Raw genomic sequence first — 18,273 nt, 5'->3', positions numbered from 1 at the left:
GTTAACGGTTTCGGCTGCCGCGGGCCAGGGCCCGGGAGACCTGTGCGGCGATCTGGCCGCGGCTGCGTTCAAAGCCTTTGACGTCGGGAGTCGTGATATTCATCACAACATTCACGCCGCCGCCCTGGCTGCGCACGCCAAGGCTGCCATCGGCGCCGCGGGTAAGGGGCAGGATCGCCTCCGGCCCGGCTTCCCCCATCAGGCCGGTGGCGCCGCGCATCGGGAAGGCCACCGGCCCGCTGACCACGCCGCCGCGGGCAAAGGGCATCACCCGTCCCTGGCTGAAGGCTCCGCCCGCGGCAAAGGGCAAGAGTCCCTCCACCAGCTTGCCCAAGCCATCCGCGAGGCTGCCGCCGATCCGGTCGGTCGCCGGTTTCATCGCGCTGTTATAGGTGGTGCGGATCATCGTCCGGGCGAGGGTTTCCAGCGCCTCCGACAGGCTCTGCCCGTCGTAGGCGAGATCTTCAAAAGCCCGCCGCAAGCCCTTGGAAATGCCGCGTTCCAGACTGCGGGCGTCCTTGCCGGCCTCGGCAAAGCCCGCCTTTACCTGCGCCAGTTCCGCCGAGAAGGCCGCCGCCATGCCCGCGGCGCCGCCAAGCGCGTCGCCAAGCGCCTCGCCCTGCAGTTCCAGCTCTGCCATCTCTAGTTCAGCCATGGATCAGTCCTCCTGTTGCTCCGGGGGCGGCATGTCGGGAAAGGCACGCATCATCTCGGCCAGGCGGCTGCGGCTCACCGGCGGCGCGCCGCGGGCCTGGCCCAGCATCAGCTGCAGCTCGGCCGGGGTCAGCTGCCAGAAATCCCGCGGCTGCAGCCGCAGCCCCGCGATCCCTGCGCGCATCAGCCCGGGCCAGTCAAAGCCGCTCACGGCGCCTCCGGCAGGGCAAAGCTGCGCGCAAGCAGCGTCGCCGCCACCCGCGCCGCCTGCACCGGACCGCCTGTGATCTCGGCCGTCGCCAGGGCCTCCCGGCTGGTGGCATGGCCGCCGCCCTGCAGGCCCGCTGCCAGCAGCGCCAGCACATCGCTGGCGGAAAACCGGCCCTGTTCGAACCGCCGCACCAGCTCCACCAGCGTCTCCGCCTCCAGCGCGGCCTCCAGCCCTGCCAGGGCGCCAAGCGTGAGCTTCAGCGTGTAGGCACGCCCGCCTATGACCAATTCCGCTTCGCCAGCGTGAGGATTCACCATCGCTCATACCGCCGTGAAGCTGAGCGCACCGGCGCTGGCGAGCGACAGCTCATAAGTCGCCTCGCCATTATGGCTGCCCGCATATTCCAGCGCGGTAACCTGGAACGGACCTTCGACAATGCCGAAATCCGGGATCACCACCTGGAAGGCCGGCGTCACCCCGTCAAAGAACAGCTGCCGCGCGCGCTCGTCCGTCGCCGCGTCGCGAAACACGCCCGAGCCCGAGATATTGGCCGAACGCACGCCCGCCCCGGCCAGCAGCTCGCGCCAGCCGCCCTGGCTTTCCAGGCTGGTCACGTCGACGCTTTCGGCGTTGAAGCTGATCCGCGTGGCGCGCAGCCCCGCGACGGTCTCAAACAGGCCCGCGCCATTCATGTCCACCTTGACCAAGAGGTCCTTGCCGTTCTGGGCTGTCATCGCTTTTTCTCCAGTATTTCAACTTGTTTCATCTGGCTTCTCAGGCAGCGCGGCTAGGCGTCGTCGACCCTGGCGCGGAAGCGCAGCGTGATGCTGCGGCCGCCGTCCTTCAGCGCCTCCGCCCGGGCGCGGTCGAACCAGAGGCCGGTCAGGTGGCCGCGCGCCAGCGCAAGCGGAGCGTCCTCCAGCGCATCGCAGACCGCACCCGCGACTGTTTTGGCGGCGGAAAACCCGGCCGTGCCGGTCACCACGGTGACGGTGAACCGGTGCTCGGCGCCGCCGGCGCTGCGATCACCCTGCGCACGCGCCTCCTCCGGCCCCAGCGCGACGTAGGTCTGCGGCAAGCTCCCGGCAGGCAGCGCGTCATAGACGGCAGTGCCGACCAGCGCCGCGAGTCCGGTATCTGCCAGCAGGTGCTGATAGACAGCCGCCTGCAGGGCCTGGGCAAGGGCATAGGTCATCCGCTCACCTCCTCGGTTGCAAAACATGTGAGATAGCGCCCGTCCGGGTCCGACTCCGCCACCGCGTCAATGCGGAAGACACGGCTGCCGTCGCGAAAACGCTGATCGGGCCGCGGCCGCGCCGCCGAGCCCGCGGGCGCCGCGCGCAAGGTGATCCGGTAGCGTTGCAGCGAGACACTCGCACCCTCGCGCGCGCCTGTGCGGCCGCTGAGCGCTTTCACCCCGGCCCAGAGCGTGCCGCGCGCAACCCAGGCCTCGGTAAAGCCGCCCGCGCCATCGCTGCTGCGCTGCGGGTCCTCCAGCACCAGGCGGCGCGTCAGCCTGGTTTGCGTCCGACCGCTCATGACACCCTCCCGAGGCTCAGGCGCAGAGCGCGGTAGCGTTCGATCAGGCTGGTCACGCCAAAAGGCATGCAGCCGCCGTGCAGCCCGGTGTCGCTGCGGTATTCGTAATAATGCGACGCCAGCAGCATCACCGCCTGGCCCAGATCGGCAGGCAGCCCGCCCCAGTCCGCGGCCATGCCTGCCTCCAGGGTAATCCGCAGCAACCCGCCCGATGGCACCTCGGGCAGGGGTCCGCCAACGGCATGCAGCCGCGGGTAGTGGCTGTCCTCTTCCAGCCGGTAGCGGCTGGCCGCTACGGTAGTCTCGCCGCCCGCCGCGTCCCGGATCACCACCGAGTGCACCGCTTTGACCGGCGCGATCGGCAGCACCTGCAGGCTGCGGTCGCGCCACTTCAGGAGCTGCCAGGAAAACGTGCGCGCAATCAGTGCCTTGCCGGTCCTTCCTTCCACCGCCGCCACCGCCGCGCGCAGGAAACCCGCCAGCACCTCGTCCTGGAGGCTGTCCTCGCCAAAGCCGGTGCCCAGCCGCAGATGCGCCTTGAACGCCTCCAGCGGCAGAGCGGCCTGGGGCACCGGTGTCACTTCGCTCAGCATCATCATTTCACTCCGTAAGCCCGGCCCCCGTTCCTGGCCCTGTTCTGATGTTGACGAGAGTGCGGCAGGCACACGCCGCCTGCTGCCGCTCGGACGGAGGGGGAGCAGCTGGACGGCAGCAGGATAGGTGGCGCGTGCCCGCCGGCGGAACCGGGCTGCCGGTCCCGCCATCGGTCCCGGGGTTAGCTGAGACCGAATTTCAGAAGCTTGATCGCGGCAAAATCGCTGACCCCGCCGCCGATGCGCTTGGTGGCGTAGAACAGCACATGCGGCTTGGCGCTGAACGGGTCGCGCAGCACACGGAGGTCCGGCCGCTCGGCGATGGTGTAACCCGCACGGAAGTCGCCGAAGGCCACGGAATAACTGTTGGTGGCCGGGTCCGGCATGTCTTCGGCGATCAGTACCGGGTAGCCCATCAGCCGGGCAGGCTCACCGGCTGCCAGCCCGTCGGACCACAAGAAGCGGCCGTCAGCGTCCTTCAGCTTGCGCACCTGGCCCGCGGTCTTGGAATTCATCACGAAGGTCGCATTGGCGCGGTACTGCGCCCCCAGCGCATAAACCAGGTCGATGATGGCATCACCGTTGCCGACCGCGCCGTCGCTGCCGGAGGCGACATAGCCGAGGCTGCCCCAGGTCCAGATGTCATCGTCCACCGCGGTGTGGTTCAGGATGCCAGTCGGCTTGTCGGCGCCATCGCCGGAGATGAAGGCGGCGGCCTCGGCGCGGGCGAATTTGTCTGCGATCCGGCCCGCCAGCCAGCCTTCGATATCGAAGGCGCTGTCATCGAGCAGCCGCTGCGAGGCCTTGGGCAGCGCCGACAGCTCGTGCAGCGGGATGGTGATACGGTCGATCGACGGCGTGCCGCTCTCCGCCGCCGGGCCAGCTTCTGCCGCCCAGCCGGCCCCGACATCGGTATGATCGATCAGCACATCGAAGGAGGAGGCCTCCACATGCACCACCGAGGCCACCGCCCGGATCGAGGCCGAGGATTGCAGCACCGATTTCACCGTCTCCGCGGTCTGCGGGTCGACCAGGTAGCCGCCGTCGCTGTTCACCGCCGCGGACATCGCCTTGGTGTCCAGCTCCAGCCCGCGCATCCCATCGTCGTCACCGGTTCGCAGATAGGCGTCGAACGCCTTCTGATGCGGGGCGCCCAGGTCCTGGGCGGCGGCCAGAGGGGGGCGGCCAGCGGGGAGGGTTTTTCTGTCCAGCATGTTCATACGCTCTTCTGCCTGTTTCAGTTTCGCCGTAATGTCGTTCCGGAAGCCCTTGAATTCGTGAAGGAAGCCGGAGACCGCCTCCTGCATTTCCTGGGCCAGGGCGGGGCCGGTCCCGGGGTCCGCCGGGCGGGGGGCCGTGTTCATGGGGCCCTTACTCATGGAGCCCTTAATCATGGGGTCTGTACTCATGGGGTCTGTCCTGCCTTGAGATCATGGGTGAGTTGGCGCAAGCCCCGGGCCAGCGCCCGGAGCGCCTGCGCCTCACTTTCGCGGGGCGCGGACTTGGCGGCGACGCGCGCGGCCGGCAGCATCGGGAAGGTGACCAGCGACACCTCCCAAAGATCCACCTGCAACAGCTGCCGGGTGCCGCTTTGGCTGCGGGCGGATTTCACCGTGCGGTAGCCGATCGACAGCCCGTCGATGGCGCCCGCCGCGATCAGCGCCGCGGCCTCGGCGCCCTTAGGCGTCGCCGTCAGCAGCCGCCCCTTGACCCAGAGCCCGCGGTTGTCTTCGCGCAGCTCGTCCCAGACGCCGATCGGCTGCGCCGGGTCGTGCTGCCACAGCATCTTGACCGTGCGCCCCTCGGCAGCGAGCGCCTTGAGCGAGGCCGCATAGGCGCCGGGCATCACCGCATCACCGCCCTGGTCGGTCTCGCCGAAAAGGCTGGCATAGCCCGAAATCACCCGCGCCTCGGCCGCGCTGCCTTCTGCGCCCTCGACCGAGAGCCCCTCGCCGAAGCGCGCAAATTTATGCTCCAGCCGGGCCTCGGCCCATTCGTCTTCCTGCATGAGAAATACCTCGCAACCTGCTGTAAAGGCGCCTATTGCACCGCCAGAAAAGATTGGAACGCCTGCGCCAGGATCCCCGCGGCCACGCCATAAACGGTGAGCCACAGCCGCCGTTCCAGCCGCTCCATCATCTGCTCGATCCGGTCCAGCCGCCGGTTCACCGCCTCGTTCTGGATCTGGGCCACCCGCTCATGCGCGCTCAGCCGCAGCCCGGGCGAGCAGTCGAAGGCGTGTATCGGATGTTCACTCATCGCCGCCGCTCCCGGTTTCCGGCGGCAGGCCCAACAGCTGGCGCTTCTCGGCCCGGCTCAGGAAATCCGCCTCCGCCACCCGGCGCCACTGCGCATCGCGTTCGGCCGCCAGCGCGGGCAGCTGATCGGGGTCGGGCTTCAGCACCAGCGCCTCGCCGGTAAAGCCGGTGAGCCAGCCCGCCAGCGCCGCCGTCACCTTGGAGACCAGCGGCAGCACCGTCAGCCGGTAGAACGCCCGGTTGGCCTCCTGGTAGTTGGCATAGGTGGCATCGCCCGGAATGCCGAGCAGCATCGGCGGCACCCCAAAGGCCAGCGCGATCTCACGCGCAGCGGTGTCCTTGGTCTTCTGAAACTCCATGTCCGAGGGCGAAAACCCCATCGGCTTCCAGTCCAGCCCGCCTTCCAGCACCATCGGCCGCCCGGCATTGCAGGCGCCCTGAAAGTTGGCCTGGATCTCCTCGCTCAGCCGCCGGAACTGGTCGTCGGCCATCTGGCCCTGCCCGTCCGAGCCGCTCCAGACCAGCGCGCCGGAGGGGCGTGCGGCATTGTCCAGAAGGGCCTTGGACCAGCGCGAGGCCGCGTTATGCACATCCACCGCCATCGCCGCCGCCTGAAAGGGCGAGAGACCATAATGGTCGTCCTGCGGGTGGAAGCTCTTGATGTGACAAATGGGGCTATGGCTGCCCTCCACCGCAAAGCGGTGCTTGCGCCCGCCCACGGCGTATTCAAATCCGGCAGGCCAGCCATCCGGCCCCGGCACCACCGACATCCGGTCCGGCCGCAGCACGTGCAGCTCGACCGGCAGGCCGGTTTCCGACGGCACCGCTTCGACATAGGCGTTGCCCGCAAGCAGCAGATGGCCGCAGACCGCCTCCATCAGACCGGCCTGCGCCAGACCCGGGTTCGGCCGCGCCAGAAGGCTCAGCAGCGGGTGGCTGTCAAAGCGTTGCTGGCGGTCCTGCAGCACCAGCGGCACCGCCGCCGCCGCTTCCGAGATCAGCCGGATCACGCGATGACCGACCGGATTGCCGGCAAAGCCGCTGCGGGTCAGCGAAACACTGTCGCGCGGGCTCCAGGCCACCCGGCCCGCCCCCTGCCAGGACACCACGCGGGCGGCGGCGCTGGCTTTGGTCTGGAGAGGGTCAGCGCCGGTCTGCTGTCTGCGCCGCAGGAGGTCGAGGACCATGCTTCACTCCTTGTTGTTCGGGTTCCGGCGTTCCGGCCGTGTCAGGGCGGGGTGCGCCTTTTGCTGGAAACATTGATGCCTGAGCAGCTTGAAGATTCGCCCCCAGCCCCGTGCGCAGGCGGCGCAACACCCGCCATCAAACTATTGATAATTAATCATTATCCATAGAAGCCACTTGATTCCAAACCGGATCGGCCGGTCTGCTGCTGAGTGAATAGTCGCGCGTCGGCGGCGCGCGCGGGGGCGATCCAAACGAGGGTTGCCGGCAGTTTATACCCGCCAAGTCTGTAAACCCTATCGAGGGAACCGCCCTGCCGCAGCCAAATTGCCGCCGCGTGGGGGCGCGCCGGCGATGCGCGGCGGCCTTGCACCCTTGTTCCGCGCTGGACCTGATCTTGAAGCGTAGAAACTGGAAAACCGCCCGCGATATGCGGGCGGCTTCCTTGACTGCTATATTCCAGCCAGGCGCTACAACATCCGCGCCCGCGGCATCTTCTGATGGGCAGCGGGCGCGATGATCAGCTCATGCAGCGCCCAGACCAGCGCATCGAGCCGGTCGGGCGAGCCCTGCCCGCGGTAGCCCTGCGGTGTCATCTGGCACATCTGGTCCTCCAGATCGCCCAGCCCCGGCAGATGCCGCACCCGCCCCTGCTCGTACAGCGCCGCGACGGGCTCCGCCCGCGCCGCCTTGCCGCGGGACGCATGCAGCGCCCGGAACGGCACCAGCGGATCAGCCTGGCGCAGCACGCTCTCCACCAGCGCGCCGCCCTGGTTGACCTCGGCCACCAGCCGGTCGGCGCCAAAGTCGTCCCGCGCCGTAATCGCCGCCCGGGCCCAGGTGAGCGGCCCCACGCCTTGCACGGTGCGGTCGGCAAGCACATAGGCGCGCCACTCCTGCGGCGGCCCCGTGGTCACTGCCCCAGCCGCGATGATCCCGCAGGCATCCGACGCCTTGCCCGCGCTCACCGCCGGATCCACAGCCACCACCACCCGGTCCATGGGCGGCGCCTCCGCCGCCTGCAGAGCGGCGAGCTGCGCCGACGACCACAGCGCGCCCTCCACATCGGCGAGAAGCACCCCGTCCAGCTCCTGCCGCCCCAGCCGCGAGCCCGCATAGCGCGCCCGCACCTCAGCAATGAAAGACGCCGCGAGGTTGGCCCGGTTGGCCTCGGTCGGCGCGTGACTCTGCACGGTGGAGGGCGCCGCCAGCAAGTCCTTCAGAACCTGCACGTTGCGCGGTGTGGTGGTGACGCAGACCCGCGGGTCCTGCCCCAGCCGCAGCGCGAATTGCAGCATGTCCCAGGTCTCCTGCCCCTTCTTCCACTTGGCCAGCTCGTCCACCCAGGCGGCGTCGAACTGCGGCCCGCGCAGCGCCTCGGGATCATGCGCCGAAAAGGCCTGCGCCGTGGCGCCATTGGGCCAGATCAGCCGCCGCTCGCCCGCCTTCCAGACCGGTCGGCGGTCGGGCGGCGCGCAGGCCAGGATGCCGCTGTCGCCTTGCACCATCACATCACGCACCTGGTCATAGGTCTCCCCCACCAGCGCCACCCGGCGCGCCCGGCCTGCATCATTCGGCCGCGGCCCCTCGGCCTGCGCCCGCACCCATTCCGCCCCGGCCCGCGTCTTGCCTGCGCCGCGCCCGCCCAGGATCACCCAAGCGCGCCAGTCGCCACCCGGCGGCGCCTGATGCGGCAGCGCCCAGAACCCGAACAGGTAGGGCAGCGCGGCCAGCGCCTGCTGCGGCAGCTCACTCAGGAAGCTGTCCTGCAGGGAGCGCGGCGCGGAGGCGAGCCAGGCGGCTTTCGATCTCCCGTCTTGCGGCGGTGAGGTCCAGCTCATGACCGGCGTTTTGCAGGCGGGCGAAGTCGGCGCTTTGTTCGGCAAGGAGTTTCTCCACTTTCTGGCAATCACGGATCAGCGGGTCGAGCTTGGCGACCTGGTTCTTAACGGCGGGAGAGTCTGCGTCCTCTTCCGCGCGAAGCTGCTTGCGCAAGGCTTCCGCGTCATTGCGCAGCAAGTGAATCGACTCCTGCAAGGAGCGCAGGAGATCGGCGGTATACTGGACCTGTCCCTTGCGGGAGGTTCCGGTGTCTTGATCTGTCATGGAGTGATGTCTGCCTCATGCGTCTATCCCGCACGAGAGAAAGAAAAGCGGCTGGCAGGCCAAGGCCCGCAACCGCCCGTATTTCTTCCAGCTGCCCGGACATCTCAGCACAAAAGGCGGGAAAAATCAAACCAGCCAGAGAGATGACCGCACGCGCTCCGCGCAACAGCCACGGGCGCCAAGGGCACCGTTTCCCGGCGCGGAATACCGGCCGGGGCCGTCACAGAAAAAAGGGCGCCAAAGCGCCCTTTCTCAAACCCGTTTCCAACGGCAGATCAGTTGTTGGCCTGTTCCGCCTCAATCTGGCGCCATTTCGCCACGTTGCGGTTGTGCTCTTCCAGCGTCTCGGCAAAGGCATGGCCGCCGGTGCCGTCCGCGACGAAGAAGACGTAATCGCTCTCCACCGGGTTCACCGCCGCTTCCAGGCTGGCCATGCCGGGATTGGCGATCGGAGTCGGCGGCAGACCTTCGATCACATAGGTATTCCAAGGCGTCGCCTTGCGCAGCTCGCTCTGGCGCAATCCGCGCCCCAGCACACCCTCGCCGCGTGTCACGCCATAGATCACCGTCGGGTCGGTCTGCAGCCGCATGCCGCGGTTGAGCCGGTTGGTGAAGACCGAGGCCACCAGCCCGCGTTCCTCGGAAACACCGGTTTCCTTCTCGATGATCGAGGCCAGGATCAGCATATCCTCCGGCGACTGCACCACGGCATCCGGCGACCGGCTTTCCCAGGCCGCGTTGATACGCAGTTTCTGGCGCGCCTGCATTTCGGCCAGCACCGCAGCACGCTCGGTCCCCGGAGTTACCTCGTAGCTGTCGGGCGCAAGCAACCCTTCGGCCGGACGCTCGCCGGGCTCACCCGCCAGCACGTCCATCGCCTTCAGCGCCTCGACCACCTGCCAGCTGGTCACGCCTTCGGCCAGCGCGATGCGGAAGCGGGTGTCGGGATCCTGGCGGGTCTCGGTGTATTCCGCCGGGGGCTCCTCCTCGCCCATTTGGAACTCCGCCGTCTTCTCGAACTGGTTCGTGGCCGGGTCCAGCGTGCGCACAACCGCCTGTGTCCGGGTCACGCCCACCTGATAGACCACTTCGGTGCCGCAGGTGGAAGCGCCGGCTTCAGTGATCCGGCCGACGATCTCCTCCATCGAGGCGCCGGCCTCCAGCAGGTAGCTGCCCGCCTTCAGCTGGCCGGTCTTCTCGCTGTAGCGGGCGCCCAGCCGGAACAGCGTGCCCGAAGTGACCGCGTCCTGGGCTTCCAGGTCGCGGCTCACCCGTGTCATGTTGGAACCCCGCTCCACCCGCAGGCAGATCGCCGTCTCAAGCGGCCCTTCGGAGGTATACTGCGACTTGCCCCACAGAATGACGCCGCCCAGCAGGAACAGTGCCACCACAAGGACGGTCAGCATATTGGAGGCGAGGCTGCGCCACATCAGCCGGCCTTCCCGAAGATCACCGACGCATTGGTGCCGCCAAAGCCGAAGGAATTGGACAGCGCCACATCGATCTTGCGTTCCCGTTTCTGGTTCGGCGCCAGGTCAACCGCGGTTTCAACCGCCGGATTGTCCAGGTTGATGGTCGGCGGGGCAACCTGATCGCGGATCGCCAGGATCGAGAAGATCGCCTCGATCGCGCCGGCCGCGCCCAGCAGGTGCCCGGTCGCCGATTTGGTCGAGGACATGGTGACATTAGCCGCGTGATTGCCCAGCAGCTGCTCCACCGCACCCAGCTCAATGGTGTCGGCCATGGTCGAAGTGCCATGCGCGTTGATATAGTCGATGGCCGAAGGCTCCAGCCCCGCGTTGTTCAGCGCCGCCCGCATCGAGCGCGCAGCCCCGTCGCCATCCTCGGAGGGGGCGGTGATGTGATAGGCATCACCCGACAGGCCGTAGCCCAGAACCTCGGCGTAGATCTTGGCACCGCGCGCCTTGGCGTGCTCGTAGTCTTCCAGCACCACGATGCCCGCGCCTTCGCCCATCACGAAGCCGTCACGGCCGGCATCATAGGGGCGCGAGGCTTTCGTCGGATCGTCGGAATATTTGGTCGACAGCGCCTTGCAGGCGTTGAAGCCCGCGATGCCGATCTCGCAGATCGCCGCCTCGGCGCCGCCCGCGATCATCACGTCGGCGTCGCCGGACTTGATCAGCCGCGCCGCATCGCCAATCGCATGAGCGCCGGTCGAGCAGGCGGTCACCACCGAGTGGTTCGGCCCCTTGAATCCGAAGCGGATCGAAACCTGGCCCGAGATCAGGTTGATCAGCGCGCCAGGGATGAAGAAGGGGGACACGCGGCGCGGCCCCTTTTCCTTTATCATCACTGCGGTGTCGGCAATGGAGCTGAGTCCGCCAATGCCGGAGCCGATCATCACGCCGGTGCGCAGGCGGCTTGCTTCATCCTCAGGCGTCCAGCCCGCATCCCGCACCGCCATGTCGGCGGCGGCGATGCCATAGAGGATGAAGTCGTCAATTTTCTTCTGATCCTTTTTGGCAACCCAATCGTCGGCATTGAAGGTGCCGCCGCTGCCATCGCCACGCGGAACCTCGCAGGCATAGGTCGTGCTGACGCCGCTGGCCGCTGCGTCAAACCGGGTTATTGGCCCGGCGCCCGACTGGCCGTCCAGAATCCGGGACCAGGATTCCTCGACACCGCTGGCCAGAGGGGTGACCAGGCCCAGTCCGGTGACAACTACTCGCCGCATTCCTTGCTCTCCTTCGCCTCGGCAATCCGTCTGACCAAATAGCTTGGAATGCCCGGAAGGTGCAAGAGCGGGCCGCATTGCGCGAGGGAAAGCGCGGCCGCCGCCGGGTTTTGCGGGAATATTGCAAAACGGGAGCACTTCATTAATACATCTCCCTCAAGTTGAAGTCACTCCGTTCAATGGATTAGGCGGCTTTTCCTCACAAGGCGCCGTCGCGGGCTGGGGTTCTGGGCCAATGATTTCCCCAGCCCGCATTTTTCTTCGCAAACACCCCGCCGGAAACCCGCGGCACACCTGGGCAGCCGCCTTCCTGTTGCGGAAAATTGCGCAGCGCTCCCGCGGCAGCGGCAACACTCCGCGCATACCTGCCGGCACGCCCTCCTGCCGCAAGAGTTTTGCGCCGCCAGACACAGAAGGAGCCGCGCGGCACTTGGCGCGGCCATCCTCTGCTCCGGCCTCCTTCGCCGCTCCGGCAGGGTGGAATATTTTTTCGGCGCAGCGCAGCGTTAGCAGCATGTAGACGCAAACCAGCCACAAACCTCCGCGCAGGGCTGATGCGCCGTTAACCACCCATTTGCACCTCTGCGCCATACTCCGCCTCAACGGAAACAAGGGACGATCCGCGTCATGCGCCGATGGTTTGCAATTGCTGCTGTTCTGCTGATGGCTGCCCTTTCTGCCGGGCGGGCCGCCGCGGGCTGCGAGCTGCATCAGGACCTGTCACTGCTGCACCGCACCGCCAAGGGCTATATCCACTATCTGGAAACCGGCGAGAATGCGGTGATGGCGCAGCGGCTGCAGCGCTGGATCAGCCGCAACCCGGCGGCGGAGCTGAAGCCGCGCATGCGGGCGGCAGGGCTCGAGTCGGTACTGGCGGATACGCTGGCTCTGATGCGGCAGCAGGCGCAGATCCTGCAAGTGCATCAGGCCCAAGGGCGCACCGCCGCGCTGAAAGCCGTGAACCGCGCCAACGGCCATGCCTCGGCCGAGAAATTCGGCAAGCGGGTGGAGCATCTCGCCTGCGACCCGGACGAACGGACCACCATGCGCAGCAAGCTGGTGGCTGTCGCCGCGGCCGAAGCGCAGCAGCGCCGCCAGATGATCAACGTGGGCATTGCCTGGGTCTCGTTCATCGTGCTGGGCGGCAGCATCCTCTATTTCCTGGACCGGCTCGGCATCCGCCGCATCCGCCGCACCAAGCGGCACACCTGCTCACTGCCGGTGGTGGTCAACACCGGCAGCAGCGTGATTTCGGCGCGGTTTGTCGACATCAGCCGGGCCGGCGCCAAGGTCCGCCCGGACGGCCCCTTTACCGTTGGCGGAAAAGTTGCGCTGACCTTCAGCATCTACCATAAGGAGGCGCATGTGATGTGGCACACGCAGGACTATTTCGGCGTCAGGTTCGCCGAGGAGTTCAACCCGTTGCAGCTGCACAAGCTGCTGGAGGACTACCCGGCTGAGGCCGCCGCCGCCAGCGCTGCCGTAAAGCCCACCCCCGGACTAAGCTAGACACAGCCTTGGGCCGGGCCCACCCCGTGCGAAGGGGAATTGCCGTCCCGGCAGGCGCGGGGCTGACAGCCGGGAAACGCTTCGGACGGTCAGGCTGCAAGTCAGCTCCTCTGCCCCCTCAAGAATGAAAGAAACCCGGCGGGGCGCGCCACCGGGTCTGTTTATATTGCTGCACCGGCGCCCGCTCCGAAGCCGCGCCGGTCCACGCCTCGGCCTTACTGGAACTCGGCCATATGCTCCGGTTCCGGCCGCGCCACCCCCAGCGCCTTTTCCAGCGACAGCGTCTTGCGGTATAGCGCCCGGCCCACCAGCGCGCCTGAGATGTTGTAGACATATTTCAGCCGCGAGATGTCATCGGCGGTGCGCACCACACCGCTGGCGATCACCGGCGTGCGCGCGTGGCTCGCGAGGCCCGAAATCAGGCCAAGCTGCGCTTCCACATTAGTCATGTCGCTGTCGATATCGGTCACAATGATGCCCGCCAGGGGCAGCGTGTCGAAGGCAGCAATGAAATCCTCGGGCGTGATCGCGCCGGAGTGGCGCCAGCCGTCGGTCATCACTTGACCCTGGTAGACGTCCACCGCCAGCACGATCTGATCCGGATGATGGTTGATCAGATCCTTGACCATATGCGGATCGCGTGCCGCCAGCGTACTGACCACGATCCGGCCCGCGCCCTTGTCGATCCAATGCTCGATATGCTCGCGCGAGCGCATGCCGCCGCCCAGCTGCACCGGAATGCCGGCGCCGCGGATGATGCGGGTGATCAGCTCCTCGTTGCCGTAGTCGCCCTCGATGGCGCTGAAATCGGTCAGATGCATCCATTCCGCGCCGGCCGCGGCAAAGCCCTTCGCGGTTTCGACCGGATCCACATGCCAAATCATCGGCTCATCCAGACGGCCCTTGTCCAGCGTCACGCAGCGGCCGTTCTGAAGTTCCATTGTGGGGTAGATCATCATGGCGGGGGTCTCTCCTGATTGCTCCAGGTGCAGGATACCACATCCTGCCGCCTGTCACTCAGAATGCGCGGCTTTGGCCCCGCCCCCTCGACGCAAAACGGCGCTTCCCCGCAGGAAAACGCCGTTCAGGAATTCACGTTTCCGTGACTGGTTCAGGACGCTTCGTTGATGAACTTCACTGCGTCGCCGAAGGTCTGGATGGTTTCGGCTGCATCGTCCGGGATCTCGATGCCGAACTCTTCTTCGAAGGCCATGACCAGCTCAACGGTGTCCAGGCTGTCGGCGCCGAGATCGTCGATGAAGGACGCGTTTTCGGTCACTTTTTCTTCTTCGACACCCAGGTGCTCAACAACGATCTTCTTAACGCGATCTGCGACGTCGCTCATGTCTCTTCCTCGTTTTTCAGGGCACTCTGCCCGGTTCTGCCCTTGCCCATGCGGGCGGCGTGGTTGTGCCCGTGCGGGCGGTGTTATCCCCGCAGGCGGGAATGGGACCGGCGCTTCCCGCAAAGGAATGCCGGCGTCGATACGGGCCGCCTATAGCATAGACCGCAGCCGAGGCAAACGGTTTCGCACCGGCGGCGCAGGACAGGCTGCCCGCTTGCTGCCGCCATCAAGCGCGCAGATGGCGACTCAATCAAGCGGTTGCAAGCGGAAGCGCCGGAATTATTTTCAAAGTGGCGCCTTTTCAACCGCTTGCCCGACTGTACAGGCCGGTCCGCAGGCGCCGCCTGTGCGCATTGCGCGCAGCGCGGGCGGACCCGCCGCCCGGCACTGCAACGCGGCTTACAGCATCGCCATGCCGCCGTTCACATGCAGGGTTGTGCCGGTCACATAGGCGGCCTCTCCGCTGGCCAGATACAGCACAGCCGAGGCGATTTCCTTCGAATCCCCCATGCGGCCTGCCGGAATTTGGCTCAGGATCGCGTTTTTCTGGTCGTCGTTCAGCTTGCCGGTCATCGCCGTGGCAATGAATCCCGGCGCCACAGCATTCACGGTGATGCCGCGGTTGGCGACCTCATAGGCCAGCGATTTCGACATGCCGATCATGCCCGCCTTGGAGGCCGCGTAGTTGCCTTGGCCCGGGTTGCCGGTGGCGCCCACAACCGAGGAGATGTTGATGATCCGGCCCCAGCGTTTCTTCATCATGCCGCGCAGCACGCCGCGGCAGAGCCGCATAGTGGAGGTGAGATTCACGTTCAGCACGCTGTCCCATTCCTCGTCCTTCATGCGCATGAACAGGTTGTCGCGGGTGATGCCTGCGTTGTTAACGAGGATGTCCACCCCGCCCATCGCCTCGGCGGCCTGTTTCGGCAGCGCTTCGACGGCTTCCGCATCGGAGAGGTTGCACGGCAGCACATGGGCGCGCTCGCCCAGCTCTTCGGCCAGCGCCTTCAGCGGCTCTTCACGGGTGCCCGAAAGCGCCACGGTGGCGCCGGCGGCGTGCAGCGCGCGGGCAATATCGCCGCCAATGCCGCCCGACGCGCCGGTGATGAGGGCAGTCTTGCCTGTCAGATCAAACATGTCGTTTCCTTTATCAAAGCTCCGGCCCGCCACGGGGACCGTTTTCCGCACCGGAAAACGGGCCGGAATTTTTTTAAAATTCCGGTTACCCGGCGGCCGCCTCCTGGACCTCTTCCGGCGTGCCCGCCTGGCGGCAAACCAGGGCTCGGTCGATCTTGCGGATCATGCCCGACAGCGCCTTGCCCGCGCCGATCTCCCAGAATTCGGTCACACCCTTGGCCGCCATCGCCTGCACGCTCTCGCGCCAGCGCACCGAACCGGTGACCTGCTCGACCAGCAGGGCGCGAATCTCGTCCGGGTCCGTCACCGCATCCGCGCGCACATTGGCAATCAGCGGCACCGCGGGCGCCTTGATCTCCACGCCCGCCAGCGCCTCGGCCATCGCATCGGCCGCGGGCTGCATAAGGGCGCAGTGGAAGGGGGCGGAGACCGGCAGCATCACCGCGCGCTTGGCGCCCTTTTCCTTGGCGATCACCGCCGCCCGCTCCACCGCTGCCTTGGCGCCGGAGACCACCACCTGAGTGGGGTCGTTGTCATTGGCGGCCTGGCAGACCTCGCCCTGCGCGGCCTCCTCGGCCACTGCACGCACGGCGTCCAGATCCAGGCCCAGGATCGCCGCCATCGCGCCCTCGCCCACCGGCACGGCGCTCTGCATCGCCAGACCCCGGGTGCGCAGCAGCCGCGCGGTATCGGCAACCGAAAGCGCCCCCGCCGCCGCCAGGGCGGAATATTCGCCTAGCGAATGCCCGGCCACGAAAGCCGCCTTCTCCAGCCCGGCGCCCTCGGCCTCCAGCGCCCGCACCGCGGCGAGCGAGGTGGCCATCAGCGCGGGCTGGGCGTTCTGCGTCAGGGTCAGCGTCTCGATATCGCCCTCCCAGATCAGCTGGCTCAGCTTTTCCCCCAGCGCCGCGTCGACCTCGTCGAACACGGCCCGCGCTGCGGGATAGGCCTCGGCCAGCGCCTTGCCCATGCCGATGGTTTGGGCGCCCTGCCCGGGAAACACGAATGCGATTGTCATGCGTGACCTCGTCTGATGAACCGTTTGGCCTGATGTAGCGGGCCTTTCCGTTGCGTACAAGCAAAGCCCGCGTTCCAGGCGCCGGCTCCGCGCCGGGCGCACCATGCCTGTGCGCCGGCGGACAGCTCTCTGCGTTGCAACCGGCCCGGCGGCGGCTAGACTTCCCGGCAAGTGAAATACTGACAAGGACCCGCGCCCATGTCCCGCGCCAATACGCCCTCCTCCTATGGCAGCGTCGCCAAGGGTTTCCACTGGCTGACCGCCCTCCTGATTTTCACCGTCCTCCCCTTGGGCTACTTCGCCAAGGAGCTGGCGGTGGCAATCCAGGGCCCCGGTTTTGACGGAAGCGAAGCTGTGATCGAACGTGCAACGCTTCTGTTCTCGCTGCACAAGACGCTTGGAGTTACGATCTTTTTTACCGCTCTGCTGCGCATCCTCTGGGCGCTGAGCCAGCCCAAGCCCGGCCTCTTGCATCCCGGCCGCAAGGCCGAGGCACTGGCGGCCGAGACCGTGCATTGGCTGCTCTACGGCTCTCTCGTGCTGGTGCCGCTCAGCGGCTGGGTGCATCACGCCGCCACCACCGGCTTTGCGCCGATCTGGTGGCCCTTTGGCCAGCGCCTGCCCTTCGTGCCGCTCTCCGAGCCGCTGGCCCATACCGCGGCGACCCTGCACTGGCTGCTGGTCTGGACCCTGGCCGCGGCGCTGACCCTGCATATCGCGGGCGCGCTGAAGCACCATGTGATCGACCGTGACGCAACCCTGCGGCGGATGCTGCCTGGCCGCGCCGCTCTGCCACGGCCGCCGGAGCAGGGTCACAGCCTCGCCCCGCTGGCAGTGGCGCTTGCGGTCTGGGCCGCGGTACTGGCGGGCGGTGCGGGTTTTGGCCTGTTCTCGACCCCCTCCGCCACCGGCACCGCCGCGCCAGTGGTGGCCTCCGGGCAGCCCGCCAGAGAAGATGCCAACTGGCGCATCGAGCAGGGACGGCTTGGCCTCGAAGTCACCCAGATGGGCAGCTCCGTCACCGGCAGCTTCAAGGACTGGTCCGCCCGCATCCGTTTTGACGAGCCCGCCGCCCCCGGCCCGGCCGGCAATGTGGAAGTCACCGTCGCGATCCCCTCGCTGGAACTGGGCAGCGTCACCGCACAGGCGATGGGCGCCGATTACTTCGACGCCGCCAGTCACCCAACCGCCATCTTCAAGGCCGGCATTCTCAAGCTTGAAGAGGGCTACCAGGCCGAGGGCACGCTCGAAATCAAAGGCCAGCCCGTGCCCGTCATCCTGCCCTTCACGCTGGAGCTGGAGGGGGAGCGCGCAAGGATGCAAGGCGCGATGGACCTGAACCGGCTCGACTTCGGCATTGGCGCCGGTCTTAAAGATGAAAGTTCGCTTGCCTTTGCAGTCACCGTCTCGGTGGAACTGGAGGCCACCCGGGCGCAGTAACCCCCCCGCGGAATTGGACAGCAAACGTCGCGCCCCCGCGCGACGTTTCGCATTTCTGACCTCAAACGGAAATTCTGTAACATCGCGCGGATTCGCGCGGCGAAACGCGCGGGTCCGGATGGTATAATAAGGCATGGCAGAAGTAAGGAGGCCGCCATGCCGCTCTCCGGCCACGATCTGAAGCTGCTGCAGGACAGCTACGCCCGCCTGCATGCGGAAATGGACCTGCATTCGCTGTATTTCTACGAGGCGCTGTTCCGCCGCGCACCGGAACTCAGGGGGATGTTCCGCGAAGACCTGGAAGCGCAGGGGATGAAGTTCATGTCCACCCTGGGCCGCATCCTGGCAGAGATGGACACGCCGCAGATGCTCAGCGCCAAGCTGGCGGAACTGGGTAAGATGCATGCCACCATAGGAGTCACCCGCGCCCAGTTCGCGCCAATGGAAGACGCGCTGATCGACACCATGCAGCACGTTTTGGGCGATGAGATGAATGCGGAGCTGGAGCGGGCCTGGCGCACGGGCTTCCAGGAGGTGAGCGCGGGCATGATCCGTCTCGGCGACATCCCCGAAGGATGAGCCG

Annotated in this window: 22 protein-coding genes; 3 read left to right on the top strand and 19 right to left on the bottom strand. The window is 67.0% G+C overall.

The genetic code is table 11. The features are described from left to right. Position 1: 1 nt before the first annotated feature. From ACOHX0_RS04435 to fabF, 15 genes are all read right to left on the bottom strand, one after another. On the bottom strand, positions 2-655 hold the full coding sequence (locus tag ACOHX0_RS04435) for a phage tail tape measure protein (protein WP_420675468.1): 654 nt from the start codon (positions 653-655) through the stop codon (positions 2-4). 3 nt (positions 656-658) lie between these two features. Then, complete coding sequence (locus ACOHX0_RS04430) at positions 659-865, bottom strand: rcc01693 family protein (RefSeq protein WP_420675466.1); 207 nt, start codon at positions 863-865, stop codon at positions 659-661. Further along, positions 862-1,182, bottom strand: a complete 321-nt coding sequence (locus ACOHX0_RS04425) for a gene transfer agent family protein (RefSeq protein ID WP_420675465.1) — start codon at positions 1,180-1,182, stop codon at positions 862-864. Before ACOHX0_RS04425 ends, ACOHX0_RS04430 begins: the two co-directional genes overlap by 4 nt. A gap of 3 nt (positions 1,183-1,185) precedes the next feature. Next, a complete protein-coding gene (locus tag ACOHX0_RS04420; RefSeq protein WP_420675464.1) occupies positions 1,186-1,599 on the bottom strand; it encodes a phage major tail protein, TP901-1 family in 414 nt (137 codons plus the stop codon). Positions 1,600-1,652: 53 nt separating this feature from the next. Then, positions 1,653-2,060, bottom strand: coding sequence for a DUF3168 domain-containing protein (locus tag ACOHX0_RS04415; RefSeq protein ID WP_420675462.1), 408 nt, complete (start codon positions 2,058-2,060; stop codon positions 1,653-1,655). Continuing rightward, the gene (locus ACOHX0_RS04410; RefSeq protein ID WP_420675461.1) at positions 2,057-2,404 is read right to left on the bottom strand and encodes a head-tail adaptor protein; all 348 of its coding nucleotides are present in this window, start codon (positions 2,402-2,404) and stop codon (positions 2,057-2,059) included. The genes ACOHX0_RS04415 and ACOHX0_RS04410 overlap by 4 nt, the downstream gene beginning before the upstream one ends. Next, complete coding sequence (locus ACOHX0_RS04405; RefSeq protein ID WP_420675460.1) at positions 2,401-3,000, bottom strand: head-tail connector protein; 600 nt, start codon at positions 2,998-3,000, stop codon at positions 2,401-2,403. The genes ACOHX0_RS04410 and ACOHX0_RS04405 overlap by 4 nt, the downstream gene beginning before the upstream one ends. 179 nt (positions 3,001-3,179) lie before the next feature. Further along, positions 3,180-4,361 carry a phage major capsid protein gene (locus ACOHX0_RS04400; RefSeq protein WP_420675459.1) on the bottom strand — a complete coding sequence of 394 codons (1,182 nt, stop codon included), beginning with the start codon at positions 4,359-4,361 and terminating at the stop codon, positions 3,180-3,182. A 41-nt stretch (positions 4,362-4,402) separates the two neighbouring features. Then, positions 4,403-5,005, bottom strand: a complete 603-nt coding sequence (locus ACOHX0_RS04395; protein ID WP_420675458.1) for an HK97 family phage prohead protease — start codon at positions 5,003-5,005, stop codon at positions 4,403-4,405. A 32-nt stretch (positions 5,006-5,037) separates the two neighbouring features. After that, complete coding sequence (locus ACOHX0_RS04390; RefSeq protein WP_420675457.1) at positions 5,038-5,256, bottom strand: GTA head formation protein, RCAP_rcc01685 family; 219 nt, start codon at positions 5,254-5,256, stop codon at positions 5,038-5,040. After that, the gene (locus ACOHX0_RS04385; RefSeq protein WP_420675456.1) at positions 5,249-6,442 is read right to left on the bottom strand and encodes a phage portal protein; all 1,194 of its coding nucleotides are present in this window, start codon (positions 6,440-6,442) and stop codon (positions 5,249-5,251) included. The genes ACOHX0_RS04390 and ACOHX0_RS04385 overlap by 8 nt, the downstream gene beginning before the upstream one ends. A 468-nt stretch (positions 6,443-6,910) precedes the next feature. Then, positions 6,911-8,281 carry a DNA-packaging protein gene (locus ACOHX0_RS04380; RefSeq protein WP_420675454.1) on the bottom strand — a complete coding sequence of 457 codons (1,371 nt, stop codon included), beginning with the start codon at positions 8,279-8,281 and terminating at the stop codon, positions 6,911-6,913. Continuing rightward, complete coding sequence (locus ACOHX0_RS04375; RefSeq protein ID WP_420675453.1) at positions 8,190-8,459, bottom strand: hypothetical protein; 270 nt, start codon at positions 8,457-8,459, stop codon at positions 8,190-8,192. The genes ACOHX0_RS04380 and ACOHX0_RS04375 overlap by 92 nt, the downstream gene beginning before the upstream one ends. A 362-nt stretch (positions 8,460-8,821) precedes the next feature. Next, on the bottom strand, positions 8,822-9,976 hold the full coding sequence (gene mltG / locus ACOHX0_RS04370; protein ID WP_420675452.1) for an endolytic transglycosylase MltG: 1,155 nt from the start codon (positions 9,974-9,976) through the stop codon (positions 8,822-8,824). Then, positions 9,976-11,241 (bottom strand): beta-ketoacyl-ACP synthase II, encoded by a 1,266-nt coding sequence (fabF, locus tag ACOHX0_RS04365; protein ID WP_420675451.1) that lies wholly within the window; start codon positions 11,239-11,241, stop codon positions 9,976-9,978. The genes mltG and fabF overlap by 1 nt, the downstream gene beginning before the upstream one ends. Before the next feature lie 627 nt (positions 11,242-11,868). Between fabF and ACOHX0_RS04360 the strand changes: the two genes are divergently transcribed. After that, positions 11,869-12,750 carry a PilZ domain-containing protein gene (locus tag ACOHX0_RS04360; protein WP_420675450.1) on the top strand — a complete coding sequence of 294 codons (882 nt, stop codon included), beginning with the start codon at positions 11,869-11,871 and terminating at the stop codon, positions 12,748-12,750. Between the two features lie 215 nt (positions 12,751-12,965). Here the strand turns inward: ACOHX0_RS04360 and ACOHX0_RS04355 are convergent, their stop codons facing one another. The 4 genes from ACOHX0_RS04355 to fabD form a co-directional block, all read right to left on the bottom strand. Further along, the gene (locus ACOHX0_RS04355; RefSeq protein WP_420675449.1) at positions 12,966-13,709 is read right to left on the bottom strand and encodes a 1-(5-phosphoribosyl)-5-[(5-phosphoribosylamino)methylideneamino]imidazole-4-carboxamide isomerase; all 744 of its coding nucleotides are present in this window, start codon (positions 13,707-13,709) and stop codon (positions 12,966-12,968) included. A 152-nt stretch (positions 13,710-13,861) separates the two neighbouring features. After that, positions 13,862-14,095, bottom strand: a complete 234-nt coding sequence (locus ACOHX0_RS04350) for an acyl carrier protein (RefSeq protein ID WP_420675448.1) — start codon at positions 14,093-14,095, stop codon at positions 13,862-13,864. A gap of 399 nt (positions 14,096-14,494) precedes the next feature. Continuing rightward, positions 14,495-15,232 carry a 3-oxoacyl-[acyl-carrier-protein] reductase gene (gene fabG / locus ACOHX0_RS04345; RefSeq protein WP_420675447.1) on the bottom strand — a complete coding sequence of 246 codons (738 nt, stop codon included), beginning with the start codon at positions 15,230-15,232 and terminating at the stop codon, positions 14,495-14,497. Positions 15,233-15,317: 85 nt separating this feature from the next. After that, the gene (gene fabD, locus ACOHX0_RS04340; protein WP_420675446.1) at positions 15,318-16,250 is read right to left on the bottom strand and encodes an ACP S-malonyltransferase; all 933 of its coding nucleotides are present in this window, start codon (positions 16,248-16,250) and stop codon (positions 15,318-15,320) included. A 198-nt stretch (positions 16,251-16,448) separates the two neighbouring features. Here fabD and ACOHX0_RS04335 point away from each other — a divergent pair, with 198 nt between their 5' ends. Both ACOHX0_RS04335 and ACOHX0_RS04330 read left to right on the top strand, forming a co-directional pair. Continuing rightward, entirely contained in the window at positions 16,449-17,690 is a 1,242-nt protein-coding gene (locus tag ACOHX0_RS04335) for a cytochrome b/b6 domain-containing protein (RefSeq protein ID WP_420675445.1), read from the top strand. Positions 17,691-17,846: 156 nt separating this feature from the next. Next, positions 17,847-18,269 carry a globin domain-containing protein gene (locus ACOHX0_RS04330; protein WP_420675444.1) on the top strand — a complete coding sequence of 141 codons (423 nt, stop codon included), beginning with the start codon at positions 17,847-17,849 and terminating at the stop codon, positions 18,267-18,269. The last annotated feature ends 4 nt before the right edge of the window (positions 18,270-18,273 follow it).

This window comes from Cribrihabitans pelagius, from assembly GCF_048820915.1.
GTDB lineage: Bacteria > Pseudomonadota > Alphaproteobacteria > Rhodobacterales > Rhodobacteraceae > Cribrihabitans_A > Cribrihabitans_A pelagius.
This window is presented reverse-complemented; position numbering and strand designations above follow the sequence as displayed.